Source organism: Streptomyces sp. O3, assembly GCF_054788135.1.
Genome location: NZ_JBTVYK010000086.1, coordinates 1 through 16,777 on the forward strand (window position 1 = coordinate 1; position 16,777 = coordinate 16,777).

Consider the following 16,777-nt stretch of genomic DNA (forward strand, 5'->3'; position numbering starts at 1 on the left):
CGCACGCGCGCCGCTCACGCCAAACCCGCAGGGTTGTGGGGGGCCGGGCGCGCACCCCGCCCCCGGCCCCGCGAGCCCCGGCCCGGCGGGCCCCTCGCCCCAACCCTACCGGCCCAGGGATCCGGGGGTCAGTGCTCCGGCGTCGCGGCGGGGGCCGAAGTGACCAGTTCGGTCAGCACGCCGTGGCAGTCCTTGGGGTGCAGGAAGGTGATCCGGGAGTCCATGGAGCCGCGCTGCGGCTCGTCGTACAGGACCCGTACGCCCTTGCCGCCGATGGCCGCGGCGTCCGCGTCCACGTCCGGGGTGCCGAAGGCGATGTGATGGACGCCCTCGCCGTTCTTGGCCAGCCACTTGGCGACGGTGGACTCGTCGTTCACGGGCTCCAGGAGCTGGAGGTAGGTGGCGCCGCCGTCCGAGGTCTCGTTGATCTTGAGCATGGCCTCGCGTACGCCCTGCTCTTCGTTGACCTCGGTGTGGAACACCTCGAAGCCGTAGGTGGAACGATAGAACTCGACGGTCTTGTCGAGGTCGAAGCAGGCGATTCCGATGTGGTCGATGCGCGTCAGCATCTGCCCAGTGCAGCGCCTCCAGGGGCGATTACGCAACGTGCGCGCGATCACACTCGCTGGCCGGTGACGCTGACCGGTACCGGTCAGTACATTGCAAGTAAACCCTCGTTCACTCTCATCCAAGGGGCCGTGCCTCATGTCTGGAACGAACAGCACGACTTCGGTGATCGTCGCCGGGGCCCGCACGCCCATGGGGCGGCTGCTGGGCTCACTGAAGTCCTTCTCCGGCGCCGACCTCGGCGGCTTCGCGATCAAGGCCGCGCTCGACCGCGCCGGCATCGGCGGCGACCAGGTGCAGTACGTCATCATGGGCCAGGTGCTGACGGCCGGGGCAGGGCAGATCCCGGCACGCCAGGCCGCGGTCAAGGGCGGCATCCCGATGAACGTCCCGGCTCTCACCGTCAACAAGGTCTGCCTCTCCGGCCTTGACTCGATCGCCCTCGCCGACCAGCTCATCCGGGCGGGCGAGTTCGACATCGTGGTGGCCGGCGGCCAGGAGTCCATGACCAACGCCCCGCACGTCCTGCCGAACTCCCGCGCGGGCCACAAGTACGGCGCGATCGAGATGCTGGACTCGATGGCGCACGACGGCCTGACCGACTCGTTCGACGGCGTCGCGATGGGCGAGTCCACCGAGAAGCACAACACCCGCCTGGGCATCGCCAGGCCCGAGCAGGACGAGATCGGTGCGCTCAGCCACCAGCGCGCCGCCGCCGCCCAGAAGAACGGCCTGTTCGAGGCCGAGATCACGCCGATCGAGATCCCGCAGCGCAAGGGCGAGCCGGTGGTCTTCGCCAAGGACGAGGGCATCCGCGCCGAGACGACCGCCGAGTCGCTCGGCAAGCTCCGCCCGGCCTTCGCCAAGGACGGCACGATCACCGCGGGCACGGCCTCGCAGATCTCCGACGGCGCGGCCGCCGTGGTCGTGATGAGCAAGGCCAAGGCGCAGGAACTGGGCCTGGAGTGGATCGCCGAGATCGGCGCGCACGGCAATGTGGCGGGTCCGGACAACTCGCTGCAGTCCCAGCCGTCGAACGCCATCAAGCACGCCCTGGACAAGGACGGCCTCACGGTTGACGACCTCGACCTGATCGAGATCAACGAGGCCTTCGCGGCGGTCGCCGTGCAGTCAATGAAGGACCTCGGGGTTACCCCGGAAAAGGTGAACGTCAACGGCGGCGCGATCGCCCTGGGCCACCCGATCGGCATGTCCGGCGCGCGTCTGGTGCTGCACCTGGCGCTGGAGCTGAAGCGGCGCGGCGGCGGCACGGGCGCGGCCGCGCTGTGCGGCGGCGGCGGTCAGGGCGACGCGCTGATCGTACGGGTGCCGCGCGCCTGATCCGGGTACCCGACCCGGTCCGGGCGCCCGACCGGGTCTGAGCGCCCGCCCGGTCCTGGTCCGGGTGCTCGCCTGGTCCGGGCGCCCGACCGACCCGCGTGCGCGACGGACCGGCGTACGCGGCAGACCCATCCGAGGAACGGAGTTGTGATGGTGGACGTCCCCCAGCTGGTGGCCCAGGCCAGGGAAGGCCGACCGCGCGCGGTGGCCCGGCTGATCTCGCTGGTGGAGGGGGCGTCCCCGCAGCTGCGCGAGGTGATGGCCGAGCTGGCGCCGCTGACCGGCGGCGCGTACGTGGTCGGCCTCACCGGGTCGCCCGGCGTCGGCAAGTCGACCTCGACGTCCGCGCTGGTCACCGCGTACCGCAAGGCGGGCAAGCGGGTCGGCGTGCTGGCCGTCGACCCGTCCTCGCCGTTCTCCGGCGGCGCGCTGCTCGGCGACCGGGTCCGGATGTCGGAGCACGCGTCCGACCCCGGCGTGTACATCCGCTCCATGGCCACCCGCGGTCACCTCGGGGGCCTGGCGTGGGCGGCGCCGCAGGCGATCCGGGTGCTGGACGCGGCGGGCTGTGACGTGGTCCTGGTCGAGACGGTGGGCGTCGGGCAGTCCGAGGTGGAGATCGCCTCGCAGGCCGACACCTCGGTGGTGCTGCTCGCGCCCGGCATGGGCGACGGCATCCAGGCCGCCAAGGCCGGAATCCTGGAGATCGGCGACGTCTACGTGGTCAACAAGGCGGACCGGGACGGCGCCGACGCCACCGCCCGCGAGCTCAACCACATGCTCGGCCTGGGCGAGTCGCGCGGCCCCGGCGACTGGCGCCCGCCCATCGTGAAGACGGTCGCCGCCCGGAGCGAGGGCGTCGACGAAGTGGTGGAGGCGCTGGAGAAGCACCGCGCCTGGATGGAGGAGCGGGGCACGCTCGCCGAGCGGCGCAGGGCCCGCGCGGCCCACGAGGTGGAGAGCATCGCGGTGACGGCGCTGCGGGAGCGGATCGGCGATCTGCACGGCGACCGCCGCCTCAGCGCACTGGCCGAGCGCATCACGGCCGGTGAGCTGGACCCGTACGCGGCGGCGGACGAACTGGTGGCGGGCCTCACCGGGAACTGAGCCGGGAACTGCCGGGGCCTGAGCCGGGAACTGCCGGAGCCTGAGCCGGGGCCTGAGCGAAGCGCGGTTCAGACGCGGCCGCGCCGCTCGTGCAGGTGCTTGGCCACCGGGTCGAGGATCGTGCGCAGCTGCTGGAGGGCGTCGGGGCCGATCAGATCGATGAAGTGTCTGCGCACGGAGTCCACATGGTGCGGCGCGACCTTCTGCATGGTCGCCAGGCCGTGGTCGGTGAGCACGGCGTAGAGCCCGCGCCGGTCCGACTCGCAGTTCTCACGGCGCACCAGGCCCGCGTTCTCCATCCGCGTGATCTGGTGTGAGAGGCGGCTCTTGGACTGCAACGTCGAGGTGGCGAGGTCGCTCATCCGCATCCGCGTCCCGTCGGACTCGGAGAGGTTCACCAGGATCTCGTAGTCGTTTATGGTCAGTCCGAACGGCTGTAGATCCTTTTCGAGCTGGTGCATCAGCAGCCTGCTGACATCCAGGTGGGTACGCCAGGCGCACTGCTCGGCGTCGGTGAGCCAGAGGGCGGCCGTCTCGGTCTCCATATGTTTATTCTACCTAAGAAGTTGAATAGCGAACGAATGAGGGGTGTGGTCATGGCTGCACCCCACGCGATGCGGCAGGGGCGCAGGCGTTCGACATCACACTCCGCAGACTACCGTTCACAGCGCGGAGCGATGCGGGGGGTGGGGGACCTGGCTGGTTACCCACCGCTGTCGCTCCCGCACGCTCAGCGTGTCCGCCGCACGGTGTACCTGCCGCGCTCGCCCCTCAGCGCGTCCGCCCCGGCACCCCGTCCTGCCGCGGCACCGCCCCGGTCGCCTGCTCCGCCATCAGCGTCTCGCTCGACTGCAGCAGCACGGTGCCCGCCCCCACGAACTCGAACTGGTGCTCCTCGCCCGAAGTGCCCCCGATGCCCGTCAGGCCGCGCACACCGCCCAGGAAGCCCCGCAGATAGCCGTGGTCGTAGTGGTGGCACGGCGACGGGCAGTCCGCCCAGCCCACCAGCGCCTGTGGGTCGACCCGGATCGGCGGCTCCATGAACACCACCTCGCCGTTGGACGCGGCGACGAACTTGCCCGTGCCGATGAGCGTCACAAAGCCGGGCACAATCGACTGTTTGAGCTGGAGACTTGGCTGAAAAGCGAGCAGGTTCCCGGACCGGATGGTGAGATTTCCGTCATCGAGGTCGAAGGAGTTGACGTCGAACGCCCGGTCGGCGAGCAGCATCTTGCCGCTGCCCTCCGCCACCACCCAGTCGCTCGCGTGCAGCGGCGAGTGGAAGCTGGAGCGGACCAGCGAGTCGAGCGGGCCGTGCCCGATGCCGTTGAACTCCAGCGCCCCGTAGTAGGCGATCATCTTCCCCTTCTGCAGAAACCACCGGCTGCCCTTGAGGTCCACACAGAAGGTGTAGGCGTTGACGTTGTCATCGACCGGCAGGGTCGTCGGATCGAAGATCACGGGCCCGGTCGCCGCAGGGTGGTTCACAGCTTCTCCTCAGACGCTTGGACGTACACCGCACCGCTGCCGGACAGCTCCAGCTGGAAGGCCTCGCCCGAACCGCGGCCCACCATCTCGCGCCAGCCCAGCGCCGTGGAGAGCTTGTTGCGTACGTCGCCGTGGTGCGCGACATACGCCTGCGGGTCCACATGGACCGGGCGCTGCGGGGTGATCGGGACCTCGATGACCCCGCCGTGCGCCATCACGGCCACCGCGCCGTGGCCCTCCAGCGTCGTCGTGAACAGTCCCTGGCCGGTGACCTGCCCGCGCACGATGCCCATCACACCGCCCTGGGCGCCCATGAACATGGTGCCCTGGCGCAGCGACCCGTCGAAGGCGAGCAGCCGGTCGGCCTCCACATAGAGGGTGTCCCCGGCCAGGTCGATCACCTGGATGTGGTGGCCGCCGTGCCCGAACAGCACCGTGCCGTTGCCCTCGACCGTCATCAGCGGCGTCGCCTCGCCCGCGACGCGCCGCCCGATCATGGACCCGATGCCGCCCTGGCCGCCCTGGATGTTCGGCGTGAAGGACACCTCGCCGCGGTACGCGAGCATCGCGCCGCGCTGGCTGAACAGCCGCTGCCCCGGAGCGACGGTCGCCTCGACCATCTTGGAGTTGAGCTCGCGGAACGCCATCAGAGGTCGCCTCCGATCGTGTTGCGCTCACTGGGCTGTACGTAGACCAGCCCGTCGCCCTCGAAGCGGATCTGGAAGGCCTCGCCCGAGCCCTCCCCGATGAACGTGCGGAACGTCACACCGGACTGGAAGCTCTGGGTGACCTGCCCCTGGTGCGCGATATACGCCCCCGGATCGACGACCAGCGGGAACTGCGGCGCGACCCGCAGCACCACCGCCGGGCCGTCCGACATCAGCGCCGCCTGCCCGGTGCCCTCGACGACCGTGGTGAACAGGCCGTTGCCCTGCGAGGCGCCGCGCAGCCCGGTGAACGTGGTGCCGGTGCGCAGCGCGGCGTCCGTGCACAGCAGATTGCTCGCCTCGACGTGCAGCTTGTCGCCGCGCAGCTGGACGAGGTTGATGTCGCTGGCCCGGTCCGCGAAGTAGCAGACCCCCTCTCCCTTCACCTCCATCACGGCCATCTGCTCGCCGGTGAGGCGGCGGGTCACCATGCCGCGCAGGCCCTCGCCGCCGCCGGTCATCTTCTTGAAGGCCATCCGGCCGTCGTAGGCGACCATGGAGCCGTTCTTCGCCTTGACGGCGTCCCCGGCCAGGTCGACGGCCAGCACCTTGCTGCCTTGGAGTCGGAACGTTGCCACAGGGGCGACCGTATCCATCGGGGGGAGGCCGCCGACAGGTCCCGAAGCCCGATCCGTACCCTGAAGAGACCCCGATTTCCTCCACCTACCCCCGAAGGTGCCCTCACGTGGACATCAAGACCGCATCCGCACTCCGCCGCCTCCGGCTCGTCTCCGCACCGGAGGCCGTGTCCTTCCTGCTGCTGCTCGTCTGCTCGGTGCTCAAGCGCACCACGGACTTCAACGCGGTGCCGGTCATGGGCGCGATCCACGGCGTGCTCTTCATCCTCTATGTGCTCTTCTGGCTGGACGCCTGGAACCGCACCAAGTGGGACCTCAAGCGGGCGGCCCTGTACTTCGTGCTCTCCGTCCTCCCGGCGGGCGGCTTCTTCGCCGAACGCAAGCTCAAGCAGGAGGCCGAGGACGCGGTCAGCACGGCCCTCGCCGCGCGCCCCCGCGAGGAAGGCGCCGTCGGCGCATGATCGTCGCCTTCTCGGTCACCCCGCTCGGCGTCGGCGAGGACGTGGGGGAGTACGTCGCCGACGCGGTCCGCGTGGTGCGCGAGTCCGGACTGCCGAACCGCACGGACGCGATGTTCACCTCGGTCGAAGGCGACTGGGACGAAGTGATGGACGTCGTCAAGCGCGCCGTCGCGGCGGTGGAGGCGCGGGCGCCTCGGGTGTCCGTCGTCCTCAAGGCGGACATCCGCCCCGGCGTCTCGGACGGCCTCACGTCGAAGGTGGACACGGTGGAGCGCCACCTGTCGGCTTAGCGCGGCGCTTCTCTCGGGGAGAATCCCCGGCCGGTACCGGCCGGGGATTTTCTCGTGCCGGAGAGTTGAGCGGTCGCTCAAAATCCCTTACCGTCATGTTGAGCACTCGCTCAAACATGACGCTGACGTGGGGGACCCCGTGAGTCTGTACATCGAGGCGCGTATTCGCGCCGACCTGGACGTGCTCTGGGAGCGCACCCAGGACCCGGCCCAGCACCAGCGCTGGGACCTGCGCTTCACCGAGATCGACTACCTGCCGCAGACGCCGGGCGAGCCGCGGCGCTTCCGGTACGCCACCCGCGTACTGCCGGGGCTCACCGTCGCCGGTACCGGCGTATCCGCGGGCGAGAAGCGCCGTCCGGACGGGACTCGCACCTCCGCGCTGCGGTTCAGTTCCGCGCATCCGCTGTCCCTGCTCGCGGAGGGCGGCGGGTACTGGCGGTACGTCCCGGACGGCGACGCCGATGGCGGCGGCGTGCGGTTCGTCACCGGGTACGACTACCGGCCGCGCTGGGGCCGCTTCGGCGCGCTCGCCGACCGGCTGGCCTTCCGGCCGCTGATGGGCTGGGCCACCGCCTGGTCCTTCGACCGGCTGCGGCTCTGGCTGGAGCGCGGGGTCAGCCCCGAGCGCTCGCTGCTGTCCGCGCTCGCCGAGGTGCTGCTGCGGCTGGGGTGCGTCGTGGCGGTGGCGCTGGTGTCGCCGACGGCCGGAGTGCTCGTCGGCGTACTCGCCGCACTTCTGCGGCCGCTGCCGACCACCCCCGCCGCCCGCCGCTGTCGGCGCGAACCGCCGCCACGCGCGCGTGCCCCGAAGATCCTCGACACCCTCACCGCCCCCGCCCCCGCCCCCGCTCCCGCCCTCGCCCCCGCTCCCCAGGAGTCCCGATGACCCACGCCTCGATGTTCCGTACCGCCATGGGCGCCGACTTCGACCGCCTCCACCCGCAGCTCCAGCGCCGCTTCTCCGTCGGCCTGGCCAGCGGCGAGGCCTGCGTCGGGCGCGGTGTCATGGACCGGATCTGGCACGGCGGCAGCTTCGTCAAGCCGTTCCTCGCGCTCGGCGGCACCCGCAACATCCTGGTGCCGCGCGAGGGCCGCCATGTCCCGTTCACCATCGAGAACGTGCCGTACGTCGACACCTACGGCCGTGAGACGGTGTCCTTCGTGCGCACCTTCCAGTTCCCCGGCGGCCCCCGCCGCTTCGACGCCCAGATGGTGCTCGGCGCCCAGGGCGACCGCATCCTCGACTACCTCGGCACCCACCAGCACCTCGCGTCCGAACTGCGCTTCTCCACCGACGGCCGCGGCGGCCTGGTGATCCGCTCCGGGGAACACCGCTTCCGGGAGGGCCCCGTCGACGTCAGGGTCCCCGAGCTGATCGGCGCCGACGCCGAGGTCCGCGAGACCTTCGACGACCACAGCGGCCGGTTCCGCATCCGCGTCCGCGTGACCAACCGCCGCTTCGGACCGCTGTTCGGGTATGAGGGCTCCTTCTCCGCCTCGTACACGGACGTCCGGCAGTGCGGAGTACGTCCAGGGCTGCGCCCAGTGCGCGAAGAGGCCCGCGTATGAGCCCGCGTACGAGCAAGGGCAACGGCCAGGAGTCCGTGAAGTCCAAGGAGTCCGTGAAGTCCAAGGAGTCCGCGAAAAGCCAGGAGACCAGGGAGAAGCTGCTCGCCGGGGCCCTGCGCACCCTCACCGAGCAGGGCATCGCCAAGACCTCGGCGCGCTCCGTCGCCGCCACGGCCGGCGTCAATCAGGCGCTGGTGTTCTACCACTTCGGCTCCGTCGACGAGCTGCTCGCCGCCGCCTGCCGGTACGGCACCGAGCAGCGGGTCGCCCTGTACCGCGACCGGCTCGACCAGGTCGGCAGCCTCGCCGAGCTGCTGGCCTTCGGGCGCGAGATGCACGAGCGGGAACGCGAGCTCGGCCATGTCGCCGTACTCGGCCAGCTCCTCGCGGGCGCCCAGACCCACCCCCGGCTCGCCCCCGCGACCGCCGCCGGACTCGACCTGTGGATGGCCGAGATCGAGAAGGTCCTGACCCGCGTGCTGGCCGCCACCCCGCTCGGCGAGTTCGCCGACCCGGTGGGGCTCGCCCGCGCCGTCGCCGCCTCCTTCGTCGGCATCGAGCTGTACGAGGGCGTCGACCCCGGCGGCGCCCAGCGCGCCCTGGACGCGCTGGAGCAGCTGACCGTGCTGGTCGCGGCCCTGGAGGAGCTGGGCCCCGTGGCACAGCGTGCGGTACGGCACCGGCTGCGCCGCAGTACCCGCCGCTGAGCGGGGACGGGCGGCCCGGCGCCCGAACCCCGCTGAACAAAAACCGCTCGCACGGACGCCCCCCGTTCGACACGCCGATAAATCTCCCCTTTTGTGGGGTTATCAGCTAGTTCGATCGGTTGGAGGGCGCCGTGCGGTCGGAGGGCTACGACTACGACACCTACAGCAGGCTGGCCGGACCGCTCACCGAGCCGGAACCCGGCCCCTACCAGGTGCGGTACCGCAAGCTCCTCTCCCGCGAGCCCCACAAGATACGCGCCGTCCTGATGATGAGCCTGGCGCCGCTGCTCACCGCGGTGCTGCTCGGCTATCTGGTCTGGCCATCGCACTGGACCACGCGCGAGGGCGGCGACCGGTGGCTGGTCGGGCTCGACATGACGATGCTCGTCGCGATCGGCCTGATCGAGCTGTTCATGCTCGTCAACGTCATATCGATCGCCCACGCCACGATGATGGCCAGGGACCCGGTCCCGGTCACCCCGCAGCCGGGCACCCGCGTCGCCTTCCTCACCACCTACGTGCCCGGCAAGGAACCGATATCCATGGTCCGGGCCACCCTCGAAGGCGCGGTCGCCCTGCGCCACGACGGCCCGTTCGACGTCTGGCTCCTGGACGAGGGCGACGACAGCGCCGCCAAGGCCCTCTGCGCGGAGCTCGGCGTACGCCACTTCACCCGGTACCAGGTGCCCGAGTGGAACCGTGAGAAGGGCGTGCACAAGGCGAAGACCAAGCACGGCAACTACAACGCCTGGCTCGCCATGCACGGCGACTCCTATGAGTTCTTCGCCTCCGTCGACACCGACCACATACCGCTGCCGAACTTCCTGGAGCGGATGCTCGGCTACTTCCGCGACCCCGACGTCGCCTTCGTCGTCGGACCGCAGGTGTACGGCAACTACACCGGCGCGGTCACCAAGTCGGCCGAGTCCCAGCAGTTCCTGTTCCACGCCCTGATCCAGCGCGCGGGCAACCGCTACCGCGCGCCGATGTTCGTCGGCACCAACAACGCCGTACGGATATCCGCGCTGAAGCAGGTCGGCGGCCTGTACGACTCGATCACCGAGGACATGGCCACCGGCTTCGAGCTGCACCGCAGGCGCAACCCGGACACCCGCCGCCACTGGCGCTCCGTCTACACCCCGGACGTGCTCGCCGTCGGCGAGGGCCCGGCCTCCTGGACCGACTTCTTCACCCAGCAGATGCGCTGGTCACGCGGCACCTACGAGACGCTGCTCAAGCAGTACGCGAAGGCCGCCTTCCGGATGCCGCCCGGCCGCTTCTTCAACTACTCGCTGATGCTGGCGTTCTACCCGATGGCCGCGCTCACCTGGGTGCTCGGCATCCTCAGCTGCTCGCTGTTCCTGTGGTTCGGGGCCTCCGGAACCCAGGTCGCCGCCTCGGTCTGGCTGATGCTCTACAGCGACGCCGCCGCCCTCCAGATCGGCCTGTACCTGTGGAACCGCCGCCACAACGTCTCCCCCCACGAACCCGAGGGCTCCGGGGGCCTCGCGGGAATGGTGATGTCCGCGCTCTCCGCGCCGATCTACGCCAAGTCCCTGGGCGAGGCGGCGCTGCGGCTGCCCAGCAGGTTCGTGGTCACGCCCAAGGGCGGCGACGCCAGCCCCGACCGGCTGCTCACCTTCCGTATCCACCTCGGCTGGGCGGTCGTCGTGGGCAGCGCGCTGACCGCGTCGTTCGTCCTCGGCCACAGCCATGTGGCCATGCGCACCTGGGCTTTCCTGGCCCTGGCCCTCTCCCTCACACCGGCCGTCATATGGGGCTACGGCCAGCTGCGCGAACGCGGCCGCACTCGAAGCGCCGCCCGCAGCGCGCGGAGCGGCCAGCCGCAGCACGCCGTCCCGGTCGCGGACGGCGAGCCGGAACCCGCGCTGGCCACGCCCAGCGCAACGCCCAGCGCCGCCGTGCCGAACGCGCTGCCGAACGCGGTGCCGAACACGGTGTCCAGCCCGACGACAGGAGGTAACTGAGCAATGGCGTACCGGCCCAGCAAGCGGCTGAAGAAGACGGCACTCGGCGTCGGAGCGGCCGGGCTGCTCGCGGCGCTCAACGCCCCGGCCGCGCTGTCCTTCGCGGAGGAGAAGTACCACGACTACAAGATCGCCCAGCCCGGCTATCAGGCGAAGTACGGCTCCTGGAAGCTCTTGGACGTACCCGACGAGTACCGGCTGAACTCCATCCACGCCGCCCTGCTGCACACCGGCAAGGTGCTCCTGGTGGCGGGCTCGGGCAACAACCAGAAGCAGTTCGACGCGGGCACCTTCAAGACCACCCTGTGGGACCCGGAGGACAACTCCTTCAAGAAGATCGACACCCCCGAGGACTTCTTCTGCGCCGGACACGCCCAACTGCCCGACGGACGCCTCCTGGTGGCCGGCGGCACGGCCCGCTACGAGATCCTGGACGGCGAGGTCAAACGGGCCGGCGGCGGCATGCGGGTGAAGAACGAGAGCCCGGACAAGGCGGTGACCCTGAAGAAGGGAACCCGGTTCCGCTCGCCCACCGGCGTCGAGTACGTCACCCAGACCAAGGTGAAGATCCCCAAGGCCAAGCGCGAGTTCGAGGTCACGTACTCCAAGAAGGGCGTGATGCAGCCCTGGAAGACCAAGGTCACCGCCGCCGAGGCGCGGGTCTTCGTGGAGGCCGTCAAGGAGGGCCCCGGCGGCCTGACCACCCAGGCCGCGCAGTACGAGGTCGTCGGCCTCAAGGGCAAGGACGCGGACAACGTCTACGGCATCGCCCAGAAACTCACCACCGAGAAGCAGGACTTCCAGGGCATCAAGGCGGCGTACGAGTTCGACCCCACGGCGGAGAAGTACGTCCCCGTCGACCCGATGAAGAAGGCCCGCTGGTATCCGACGCTGGTGACCCTCGACGACGGCAAGGTGCTCGCGGTGTCCGGACTCGACGAGGTCGGCGTGGTCGACCCCGGCGACAACGAGATCTACGACCCCGAGACCAAGAAGTGGTCGAAGGGCCCGACCCGGTACTTCCCGACGTACCCCGCGCTGTTCCTCACCAAGGGCGGCAAGTTGTTCTACCCGGCCGCCAACGCCGGTTACGGACCGGCCGACAAGGGCCGCGATCCGGGCATCTGGGACCTGGAGAAGAACACCTTCGAGAAGGTCCCCGGCCTCAAGGACCTCGACCAGACCGAGACCGCGGCCTCTCTGCTGCTGCCACCCGCCCAGGACCAGAAGGTGATGATCCTCGGCGGCGGCGGCGTCGGCGAGTCGGAGAAGTCCACCGCCCGTACGGCCGTCATCGATCTCAAGGACGAGAACCCCGCCTTCGAGGACGGCCCCAGCCTCCCGCAGGGCACCCGCTATCTGAACAGCGTGATCCTGCCGGACGACTCGGTGTTCACCACCGGAGGCTCCAGGGACTACCGGGGCCGCAGCGACAGCGACATCTTCAAGGCGCAGTTCTACGACCCCGAGACCAACGCCTTCACCCCCGCCGCCGACCCCACCGTCGGCCGCAACTACCACGCCGAGGCGCTGCTGCTGCCCGACGGCCGGGTGGCCACCTTCGGCTCCGACCCGCTGTTCGGCAACAAGCAGAACACCAAGATGGGCGCCTTCGAGCAGCGGGTGGAGATCTACACGCCGCCGTATCTGCACAAGAACGGCGACGACCGGCCTGTACTCGGCGACGGCCCCCAGGAGCTGGACCAGAACGGCCGCGCGACGTTCGACGCCAAGGACCCCGAGCGGATCGAGCGGGCCCGCCTGATGCGGCCCAGCGCGGTCACCCACGTCACGGACGTCGAGCAGCGGTCGATCGCGCTGCAGGTGTCCAAGGGCGAGGACTCGGTGACGGTGACGGTGCCCGACGACAAGGCGCTGGCGCCGCCCGGCTGGTACATGCTGTTCGTCACCGACGCCGAGGGCACACCGTCAAAGGCCCGCTGGATCCATGTGAAGTAGCCGCCGCGCCGGGCGGGCCTCAGGCCCCGGAGTTCCGGGCCAGGCCCAGGGCGTAGTCCGGCCACCAGCGGCCCGCCGCCGGGCCGCCGCGGCACTCGCCGTCGGACTCGCCGGGGCGTTTGATCCACAGGTACGCGTCGATCAGCGCGTCCCCGGTGTCGGTGCTCGGCCGTTTGCCGAGCGCGCGGCCCGGCGGGTTGCACCAGGCGTCGGTGCGGGCGCCCGGCAGGGGGCCGTTGCCGTTGCGGCTGCTGTCGACGACGAAGTGCATGCCGCCGAGCAGCTTCGACAGCCGGTGTCCGTAGGCTCGTACGTCCCGGTCGGTCTGGAAGTTGGAGACGTTCAGCGCGAACCCGTCGGCCCGCGCGACGCCGGAACGCCACAGCGGCTCGGCCAGCTTGGCCGGGTCCTTGATCCAGTCGGGGTTGCCCGCGTCCAGGTAGACCTTGGTGTTCGGCTGCTTCTTGAGCCGTTCGATGGCCTCCGCGAGCAGCTGGAACCGTTCCTGGTGGAACTGGCCGGGGGTGCAGCCGTCCACGGTGTGCGGGATCGCGTCCGGTTCGAGGATCACGATCGCCTTGGTGTCGCCGATGGTGTCGGCGAACGCGCCGAGCCACTGCCGGTAGAAGTCCACGCTGTGCGCGCCGCCCGCCGAGTACTGCCCGCAGTCGCGGTGCGGGATGTTGTACGCCACCAGGACGGCGGTGCGGTCGTCGCGCGCGGCGCCCCGGCTCGCCGCCCTGATCTTCGGCCCCGGATCGTCGCCCGCGGGCCACACCGCGACCGGCTGTGCGGCGATGCGCTCGATCAGCGCGGCGTCCTCGGTACGTCCCTGAGCGCGCCACTGCTCGGCCTGGCGGGCGGCGGGGCTGTCGGGGTCCACCCAGAACGGGCTCTCGGCGGCCGGGGACGGCGAGTCGGAGGCGTTGGACGGCCCGCGCACCATGGCCGTCCCCTTCGGTTCCCCCGGCTCCTTCGGCTCCGGGTCCGAGGAGCAGCCGAACGTGAGCGCCAGCGCGCCCGCGACGGCGACCGCTCGGGCACCACGGGCGAGGCGTGCGGTGCGGGTGGTGCGGATCATGAAACGGGCGGACATCCAGCCCCCTGGGACGACGGCGTGCGGATGATTCCGGGCAATCGTTACATAGGGTGCAGGTCGCTCCCGGATGCCACACCCGTACGCCTCACTCCGAAGGGCGTCCGGGGCGGCGGACCGAACTGCGAGACGGGGCTGACCAGCATGTGACCGGCCGGTAAGGTCGGCGGTGTGCCGAAGCCGCTCAGCCTCCCCTTCGACCCCATCGCCCGAGCCGACGAACTCTGGCGGCAGCGTTGGGGTTCCGTGCCGTCCATGGCCGCGATCACCTCGATCATGCGTGCCCATCAGATCCTGCTCGCCGAGGTCGACGCGGTGGTCAAGCCGTACGGGCTGACCTTCGCGCGCTATGAGGCGCTGGTGCTGCTCACCTTCTCCAAGGCCGGTGAGCTGCCGATGTCGAAGATCGGCGAGCGGCTGATGGTGCACCCGACGTCGGTCACCAACACGGTGGACCGGCTGGTGCGGTCGGGCCTGGTGGACAAGCGCCCCAACCCGAACGACGGGCGCGGCACCCTCGCCTCGATCACCGACAAGGGGCGCGAGGTCGTCGACGCCGCCACCCGCGACCTGATGGACATGGACTTCGGGCTCGGCGCGTACGACGCCGAGGAGTGCGGGGAGATCTTCGCGATGCTGCGGCCCCTGCGGGTGGCCGCGCACGACTTCGACGAGACGTGAGGCATCCGGCCCCGACCCGCGCGAAGATCGCCTGTCGTGCGCCGTTACGCTCGATGCCATGAAGTCGAATGTGCTGTCCCGCTACCGGGTGATGGCGTACATCACCGCCGTGTGGCTGCTGGTCTTCACCGTGGCGATCATCGCGAAGTACGCGTTCGACGCCGGTGACACCATGGTGATCTCCCAGATCCACGGTGTGCTGTTCATCATCTACGTGATTTTCGCCTTCGACCTGGGCTCCAAGGCGAAATGGCCGTTCGGCAAGCTCCTGTGGGTGCTGGCCGCCGGGTGCATCCCGTTCGCCTCGTTCTTCGTCGAGCCGAAGGTCACCCGTGAGGCCCGCGCGCTGATCGCGGACGGCCAGCGGGCGGCCGTCAAGGCGTAACGCCACGGCCGCGCTCCACCGCCGCGCGCCAACGCGCGGCGGCTGGCCATCGACATTTACTAGGACGTCCTAGTAAATTCGTGGGTATGGACGCTGACGCCATCGAAGAGGGCCGCCGCCGCTGGCAGGCCCGGTACGACTCCGCGAAGAAGCGGGACGCGGACTTCACCACGCTCTCGGGCGACCCGGTCGAGCCGGTCTACGGGCCACGGCCGGGGGACACGTACGACGGATTCGAGCGCATCGGGTGGCCCGGCGAGTACCCCTTCACCCGCGGCCTGTACCCGACCGGCTACCGCGGCCGTACGTGGACCATCCGCCAGTTCGCCGGGTTCGGCAACGCCGAGCAGACCAACGAGCGCTACAAGCAGATCCTCGCCAACGGCGGCGGCGGACTCTCCGTCGCCTTCGACATGCCCACCCTCATGGGCCGCGACTCCGACGACCCGCGCTCGCTCGGCGAGGTCGGCCACTGCGGCGTCGCCATCGACTCGGCCGCCGACATGGAGGTCCTGTTCAAGGACCTCCCGCTGGGCGATGTCACCACCTCGATGACGATCTCCGGGCCCGCCGTGCCCGTCTTCTGCATGTACCTCGTCGCCGCCGAGCGGCAGGGCATCGACCCCGGCGTACTCAACGGCACGCTCCAGACCGACATCTTCAAGGAGTACATCGCCCAGAAGGAGTGGCTGTTCCAGCCCGAGCCCCATCTGCGCCTGATCGGCGACCTGATGGAGCACTGCGCGCGCGCCATCCCCGCGTACAAGCCGCTCTCGGTCTCCGGCTACCACATCCGCGAGGCGGGCGCGACAGCCGCGCAGGAGCTCGCGTACACGCTCGCGGACGGCTTCGGGTACGTCGAGCTCGGCCTCAGCCGCGGCCTGGACGTGGACGTGTTCGCACCCGGACTCAGCTTCTTCTTCGACGCGCACGTCGACTTCTTCGAGGAGATCGCCAAGTTCCGCGCCGCGCGCCGCATCTGGGCCCGCTGGCTGCGGGACGTGTACGGCGCGAAGACCGACAAGGCGCAGTGGCTGCGCTTCCACACCCAGACCGCCGGGGTCTCGCTCACCGCGCAGCAGCCGTACAACAACGTCGTCCGTACGGCGGTCGAGGCGCTCGCCGCGGTGCTCGGCGGCACCAACTCGCTGCACACCAACGCCCTGGACGAGACCCTCGCGCTGCCGTCCGAGCAGGCCGCGGAGATCGCGCTGCGCACCCAGCAGGTGCTGATGGAGGAGACCGGCGTCGGCAACGTCGCCGACCCGCTGGGCGGCTCCTGGTACATCGAGCAGCTCACCGACCGTATCGAGGCCGACGCCGAGAAGATCTTCGACCAGATCAAGGAGCGCGGACGGCGGGCGCACCCGGACGGCCAGCACCCCGTCGGACCGATCACCTCGGGCATCCTGCGCGGGATCGAGGACGGCTGGTTCACCGGCGAGATCGCCGAGTCCGCCTTCCAGTACCAGCAGGCGCTGGAGAAGGGCGACAAGCGGGTCGTCGGCGTCAACGCTCACCACGGCTCGGTCACCGGCGACCTGGAGATCCTGCGCGTCAGTCACGAGGTCGAGCGCGAACAGGTGCGGGTGCTCGCCGACCGCAAGAGCGGCCGGGACGACGCTCGGGTGCGGGCCGCCGTCGAGACGATGCTGGCCGCCGCGCGCGACGGCTCGAACATGATCGAGCCGATGCTGGACGCGGTACGCGCGGAGGCCACACTCGGCGAGATCTGCGACGCGCTGCGGGACGAGTGGGGCGTCTACACCGAGCCGCCGGGCTTCTGACGGTTCTGACGGCTTCTGACGCCGACGGCGACGCGCCCTGCCGGGCAATGCCCGGCAGGGCGC

General features: G+C 70.3%; 18 protein-coding genes. 12 read left to right on the top strand and 6 right to left on the bottom strand.

Annotation, left to right across the window (positions count from 1 at the left end):
* Positions 1-128: 128 nt before the first annotated feature.
* On the bottom strand, positions 129-569 hold the full coding sequence (gene mce, locus ACX6XY_RS28585; RefSeq protein ID WP_460336992.1) for a methylmalonyl-CoA epimerase: 441 nt from the start codon (positions 567-569) through the stop codon (positions 129-131).
* A 136-nt stretch (positions 570-705) separates the two neighbouring features.
* Between mce and ACX6XY_RS28590 the strand changes: the two genes are divergently transcribed.
* Positions 706-1,908, top strand: coding sequence for an acetyl-CoA C-acetyltransferase (locus tag ACX6XY_RS28590; protein ID WP_460336994.1), 1,203 nt, complete (start codon positions 706-708; stop codon positions 1,906-1,908).
* A gap of 150 nt (positions 1,909-2,058) precedes the next feature.
* A complete protein-coding gene (meaB, locus tag ACX6XY_RS28595; protein WP_460336997.1) occupies positions 2,059-3,015 on the top strand; it encodes a methylmalonyl Co-A mutase-associated GTPase MeaB in 957 nt (318 codons plus the stop codon).
* A gap of 68 nt (positions 3,016-3,083) precedes the next feature.
* Here the strand turns inward: meaB and ACX6XY_RS28600 are convergent, their stop codons facing one another.
* From ACX6XY_RS28600 to ACX6XY_RS28615, 4 genes are all read right to left on the bottom strand, one after another.
* Positions 3,084-3,560, bottom strand: a complete 477-nt coding sequence (locus ACX6XY_RS28600) for a MarR family winged helix-turn-helix transcriptional regulator (protein WP_460337000.1) — start codon at positions 3,558-3,560, stop codon at positions 3,084-3,086.
* A gap of 226 nt (positions 3,561-3,786) precedes the next feature.
* Entirely contained in the window at positions 3,787-4,503 is a 717-nt protein-coding gene (locus ACX6XY_RS28605) for an AIM24 family protein (RefSeq protein WP_460337004.1), read from the bottom strand.
* Positions 4,500-5,150 carry an AIM24 family protein gene (locus ACX6XY_RS28610; protein ID WP_460337007.1) on the bottom strand — a complete coding sequence of 217 codons (651 nt, stop codon included), beginning with the start codon at positions 5,148-5,150 and terminating at the stop codon, positions 4,500-4,502. The genes ACX6XY_RS28605 and ACX6XY_RS28610 overlap by 4 nt, the downstream gene beginning before the upstream one ends.
* Positions 5,150-5,806 (bottom strand): AIM24 family protein, encoded by a 657-nt coding sequence (locus ACX6XY_RS28615; protein WP_460337010.1) that lies wholly within the window; start codon positions 5,804-5,806, stop codon positions 5,150-5,152. The genes ACX6XY_RS28610 and ACX6XY_RS28615 overlap by 1 nt, the downstream gene beginning before the upstream one ends.
* 89 nt (positions 5,807-5,895) lie before the next feature.
* Between ACX6XY_RS28615 and ACX6XY_RS28620 the strand changes: the two genes are divergently transcribed.
* The 7 genes from ACX6XY_RS28620 to glxA all read left to right on the top strand — a co-directional run bounded on the left by ACX6XY_RS28620 (position 5,896) and on the right by glxA (position 12,765).
* A complete protein-coding gene (locus tag ACX6XY_RS28620; protein WP_460337012.1) occupies positions 5,896-6,249 on the top strand; it encodes a DUF3817 domain-containing protein in 354 nt (117 codons plus the stop codon).
* On the top strand, positions 6,246-6,539 hold the full coding sequence (locus ACX6XY_RS28625; protein WP_460337015.1) for an MTH1187 family thiamine-binding protein: 294 nt from the start codon (positions 6,246-6,248) through the stop codon (positions 6,537-6,539). Before ACX6XY_RS28620 ends, ACX6XY_RS28625 begins: the two co-directional genes overlap by 4 nt.
* Positions 6,540-6,678: 139 nt before the next feature.
* On the top strand, positions 6,679-7,428 hold the full coding sequence (locus tag ACX6XY_RS28630) for a hypothetical protein (protein WP_460337017.1): 750 nt from the start codon (positions 6,679-6,681) through the stop codon (positions 7,426-7,428).
* On the top strand, positions 7,425-8,111 hold the full coding sequence (locus tag ACX6XY_RS28635) for a DUF4166 domain-containing protein (RefSeq protein WP_460337020.1): 687 nt from the start codon (positions 7,425-7,427) through the stop codon (positions 8,109-8,111). Before ACX6XY_RS28630 ends, ACX6XY_RS28635 begins: the two co-directional genes overlap by 4 nt.
* On the top strand, positions 8,108-8,818 hold the full coding sequence (locus tag ACX6XY_RS28640; RefSeq protein WP_460337023.1) for a TetR/AcrR family transcriptional regulator: 711 nt from the start codon (positions 8,108-8,110) through the stop codon (positions 8,816-8,818). Before ACX6XY_RS28635 ends, ACX6XY_RS28640 begins: the two co-directional genes overlap by 4 nt.
* Before the next feature lie 131 nt (positions 8,819-8,949).
* Positions 8,950-10,806 (top strand): glycosyltransferase family 2 protein, encoded by a 1,857-nt coding sequence (locus ACX6XY_RS28645; protein ID WP_460337026.1) that lies wholly within the window; start codon positions 8,950-8,952, stop codon positions 10,804-10,806.
* Between the two features lie 3 nt (positions 10,807-10,809).
* The gene (gene glxA / locus ACX6XY_RS28650; protein ID WP_460337029.1) at positions 10,810-12,765 is read left to right on the top strand and encodes a radical copper oxidase GlxA; all 1,956 of its coding nucleotides are present in this window, start codon (positions 10,810-10,812) and stop codon (positions 12,763-12,765) included.
* A gap of 19 nt (positions 12,766-12,784) precedes the next feature.
* On the opposite strand, the gene ACX6XY_RS28655 is transcribed toward glxA, so the two are convergent.
* A complete protein-coding gene (locus ACX6XY_RS28655; protein ID WP_460337040.1) occupies positions 12,785-13,846 on the bottom strand; it encodes a glycoside hydrolase family 6 protein in 1,062 nt (353 codons plus the stop codon).
* A 186-nt stretch (positions 13,847-14,032) separates the two neighbouring features.
* On the opposite strand from ACX6XY_RS28655, the gene ACX6XY_RS28660 reads away from it, so the two are divergent.
* The 3 genes from ACX6XY_RS28660 to ACX6XY_RS28670 all read left to right on the top strand — a co-directional run bounded on the left by ACX6XY_RS28660 (position 14,033) and on the right by ACX6XY_RS28670 (position 16,714).
* On the top strand, positions 14,033-14,542 hold the full coding sequence (locus tag ACX6XY_RS28660) for a MarR family winged helix-turn-helix transcriptional regulator (protein ID WP_460337032.1): 510 nt from the start codon (positions 14,033-14,035) through the stop codon (positions 14,540-14,542).
* A 58-nt stretch (positions 14,543-14,600) separates the two neighbouring features.
* Positions 14,601-14,927 (top strand): DUF3817 domain-containing protein, encoded by a 327-nt coding sequence (locus tag ACX6XY_RS28665; RefSeq protein ID WP_460337035.1) that lies wholly within the window; start codon positions 14,601-14,603, stop codon positions 14,925-14,927.
* Between the two features lie 86 nt (positions 14,928-15,013).
* Positions 15,014-16,714 carry an acyl-CoA mutase large subunit family protein gene (locus ACX6XY_RS28670; protein ID WP_460337038.1) on the top strand — a complete coding sequence of 567 codons (1,701 nt, stop codon included), beginning with the start codon at positions 15,014-15,016 and terminating at the stop codon, positions 16,712-16,714.
* The last annotated feature ends 63 nt before the right edge of the window (positions 16,715-16,777 follow it).

Excerpts from the sequence above, each read along its gene's own strand:
- mce (WP_460336992.1), bottom strand. The coding sequence starts at position 569 with ATGCTGACGCGCATCGACCACATCGGAATCGCCTGCTTCGACCTCGAC.
- ACX6XY_RS28590 (WP_460336994.1), top strand. The coding sequence starts at position 706 with ATGTCTGGAACGAACAGCACGACTTCGGTGATCGTCGCCGGGGCCCGC.
- meaB (WP_460336997.1), top strand. The coding sequence starts at position 2,059 with ATGGTGGACGTCCCCCAGCTGGTGGCCCAGGCCAGGGAAGGCCGACCG.
- ACX6XY_RS28600 (WP_460337000.1), bottom strand. The coding sequence starts at position 3,560 with ATGGAGACCGAGACGGCCGCCCTCTGGCTCACCGACGCCGAGCAGTGC.
- ACX6XY_RS28610 (WP_460337007.1), bottom strand. The coding sequence starts at position 5,150 with ATGGCGTTCCGCGAGCTCAACTCCAAGATGGTCGAGGCGACCGTCGCT.
- ACX6XY_RS28615 (WP_460337010.1), bottom strand. The coding sequence starts at position 5,806 with ATGGATACGGTCGCCCCTGTGGCAACGTTCCGACTCCAAGGCAGCAAG.
- ACX6XY_RS28625 (WP_460337015.1), top strand. The coding sequence starts at position 6,246 with ATGATCGTCGCCTTCTCGGTCACCCCGCTCGGCGTCGGCGAGGACGTG.
- ACX6XY_RS28635 (WP_460337020.1), top strand. The coding sequence starts at position 7,425 with ATGACCCACGCCTCGATGTTCCGTACCGCCATGGGCGCCGACTTCGAC.
- ACX6XY_RS28640 (WP_460337023.1), top strand. The coding sequence starts at position 8,108 with ATGAGCCCGCGTACGAGCAAGGGCAACGGCCAGGAGTCCGTGAAGTCC.
- glxA (WP_460337029.1), top strand. The coding sequence starts at position 10,810 with ATGGCGTACCGGCCCAGCAAGCGGCTGAAGAAGACGGCACTCGGCGTC.
- ACX6XY_RS28655 (WP_460337040.1), bottom strand. The coding sequence starts at position 13,846 with ATGATCCGCACCACCCGCACCGCACGCCTCGCCCGTGGTGCCCGAGCG.
- ACX6XY_RS28665 (WP_460337035.1), top strand. The coding sequence starts at position 14,601 with ATGAAGTCGAATGTGCTGTCCCGCTACCGGGTGATGGCGTACATCACC.
- ACX6XY_RS28670 (WP_460337038.1), top strand. The coding sequence starts at position 15,014 with ATGGACGCTGACGCCATCGAAGAGGGCCGCCGCCGCTGGCAGGCCCGG.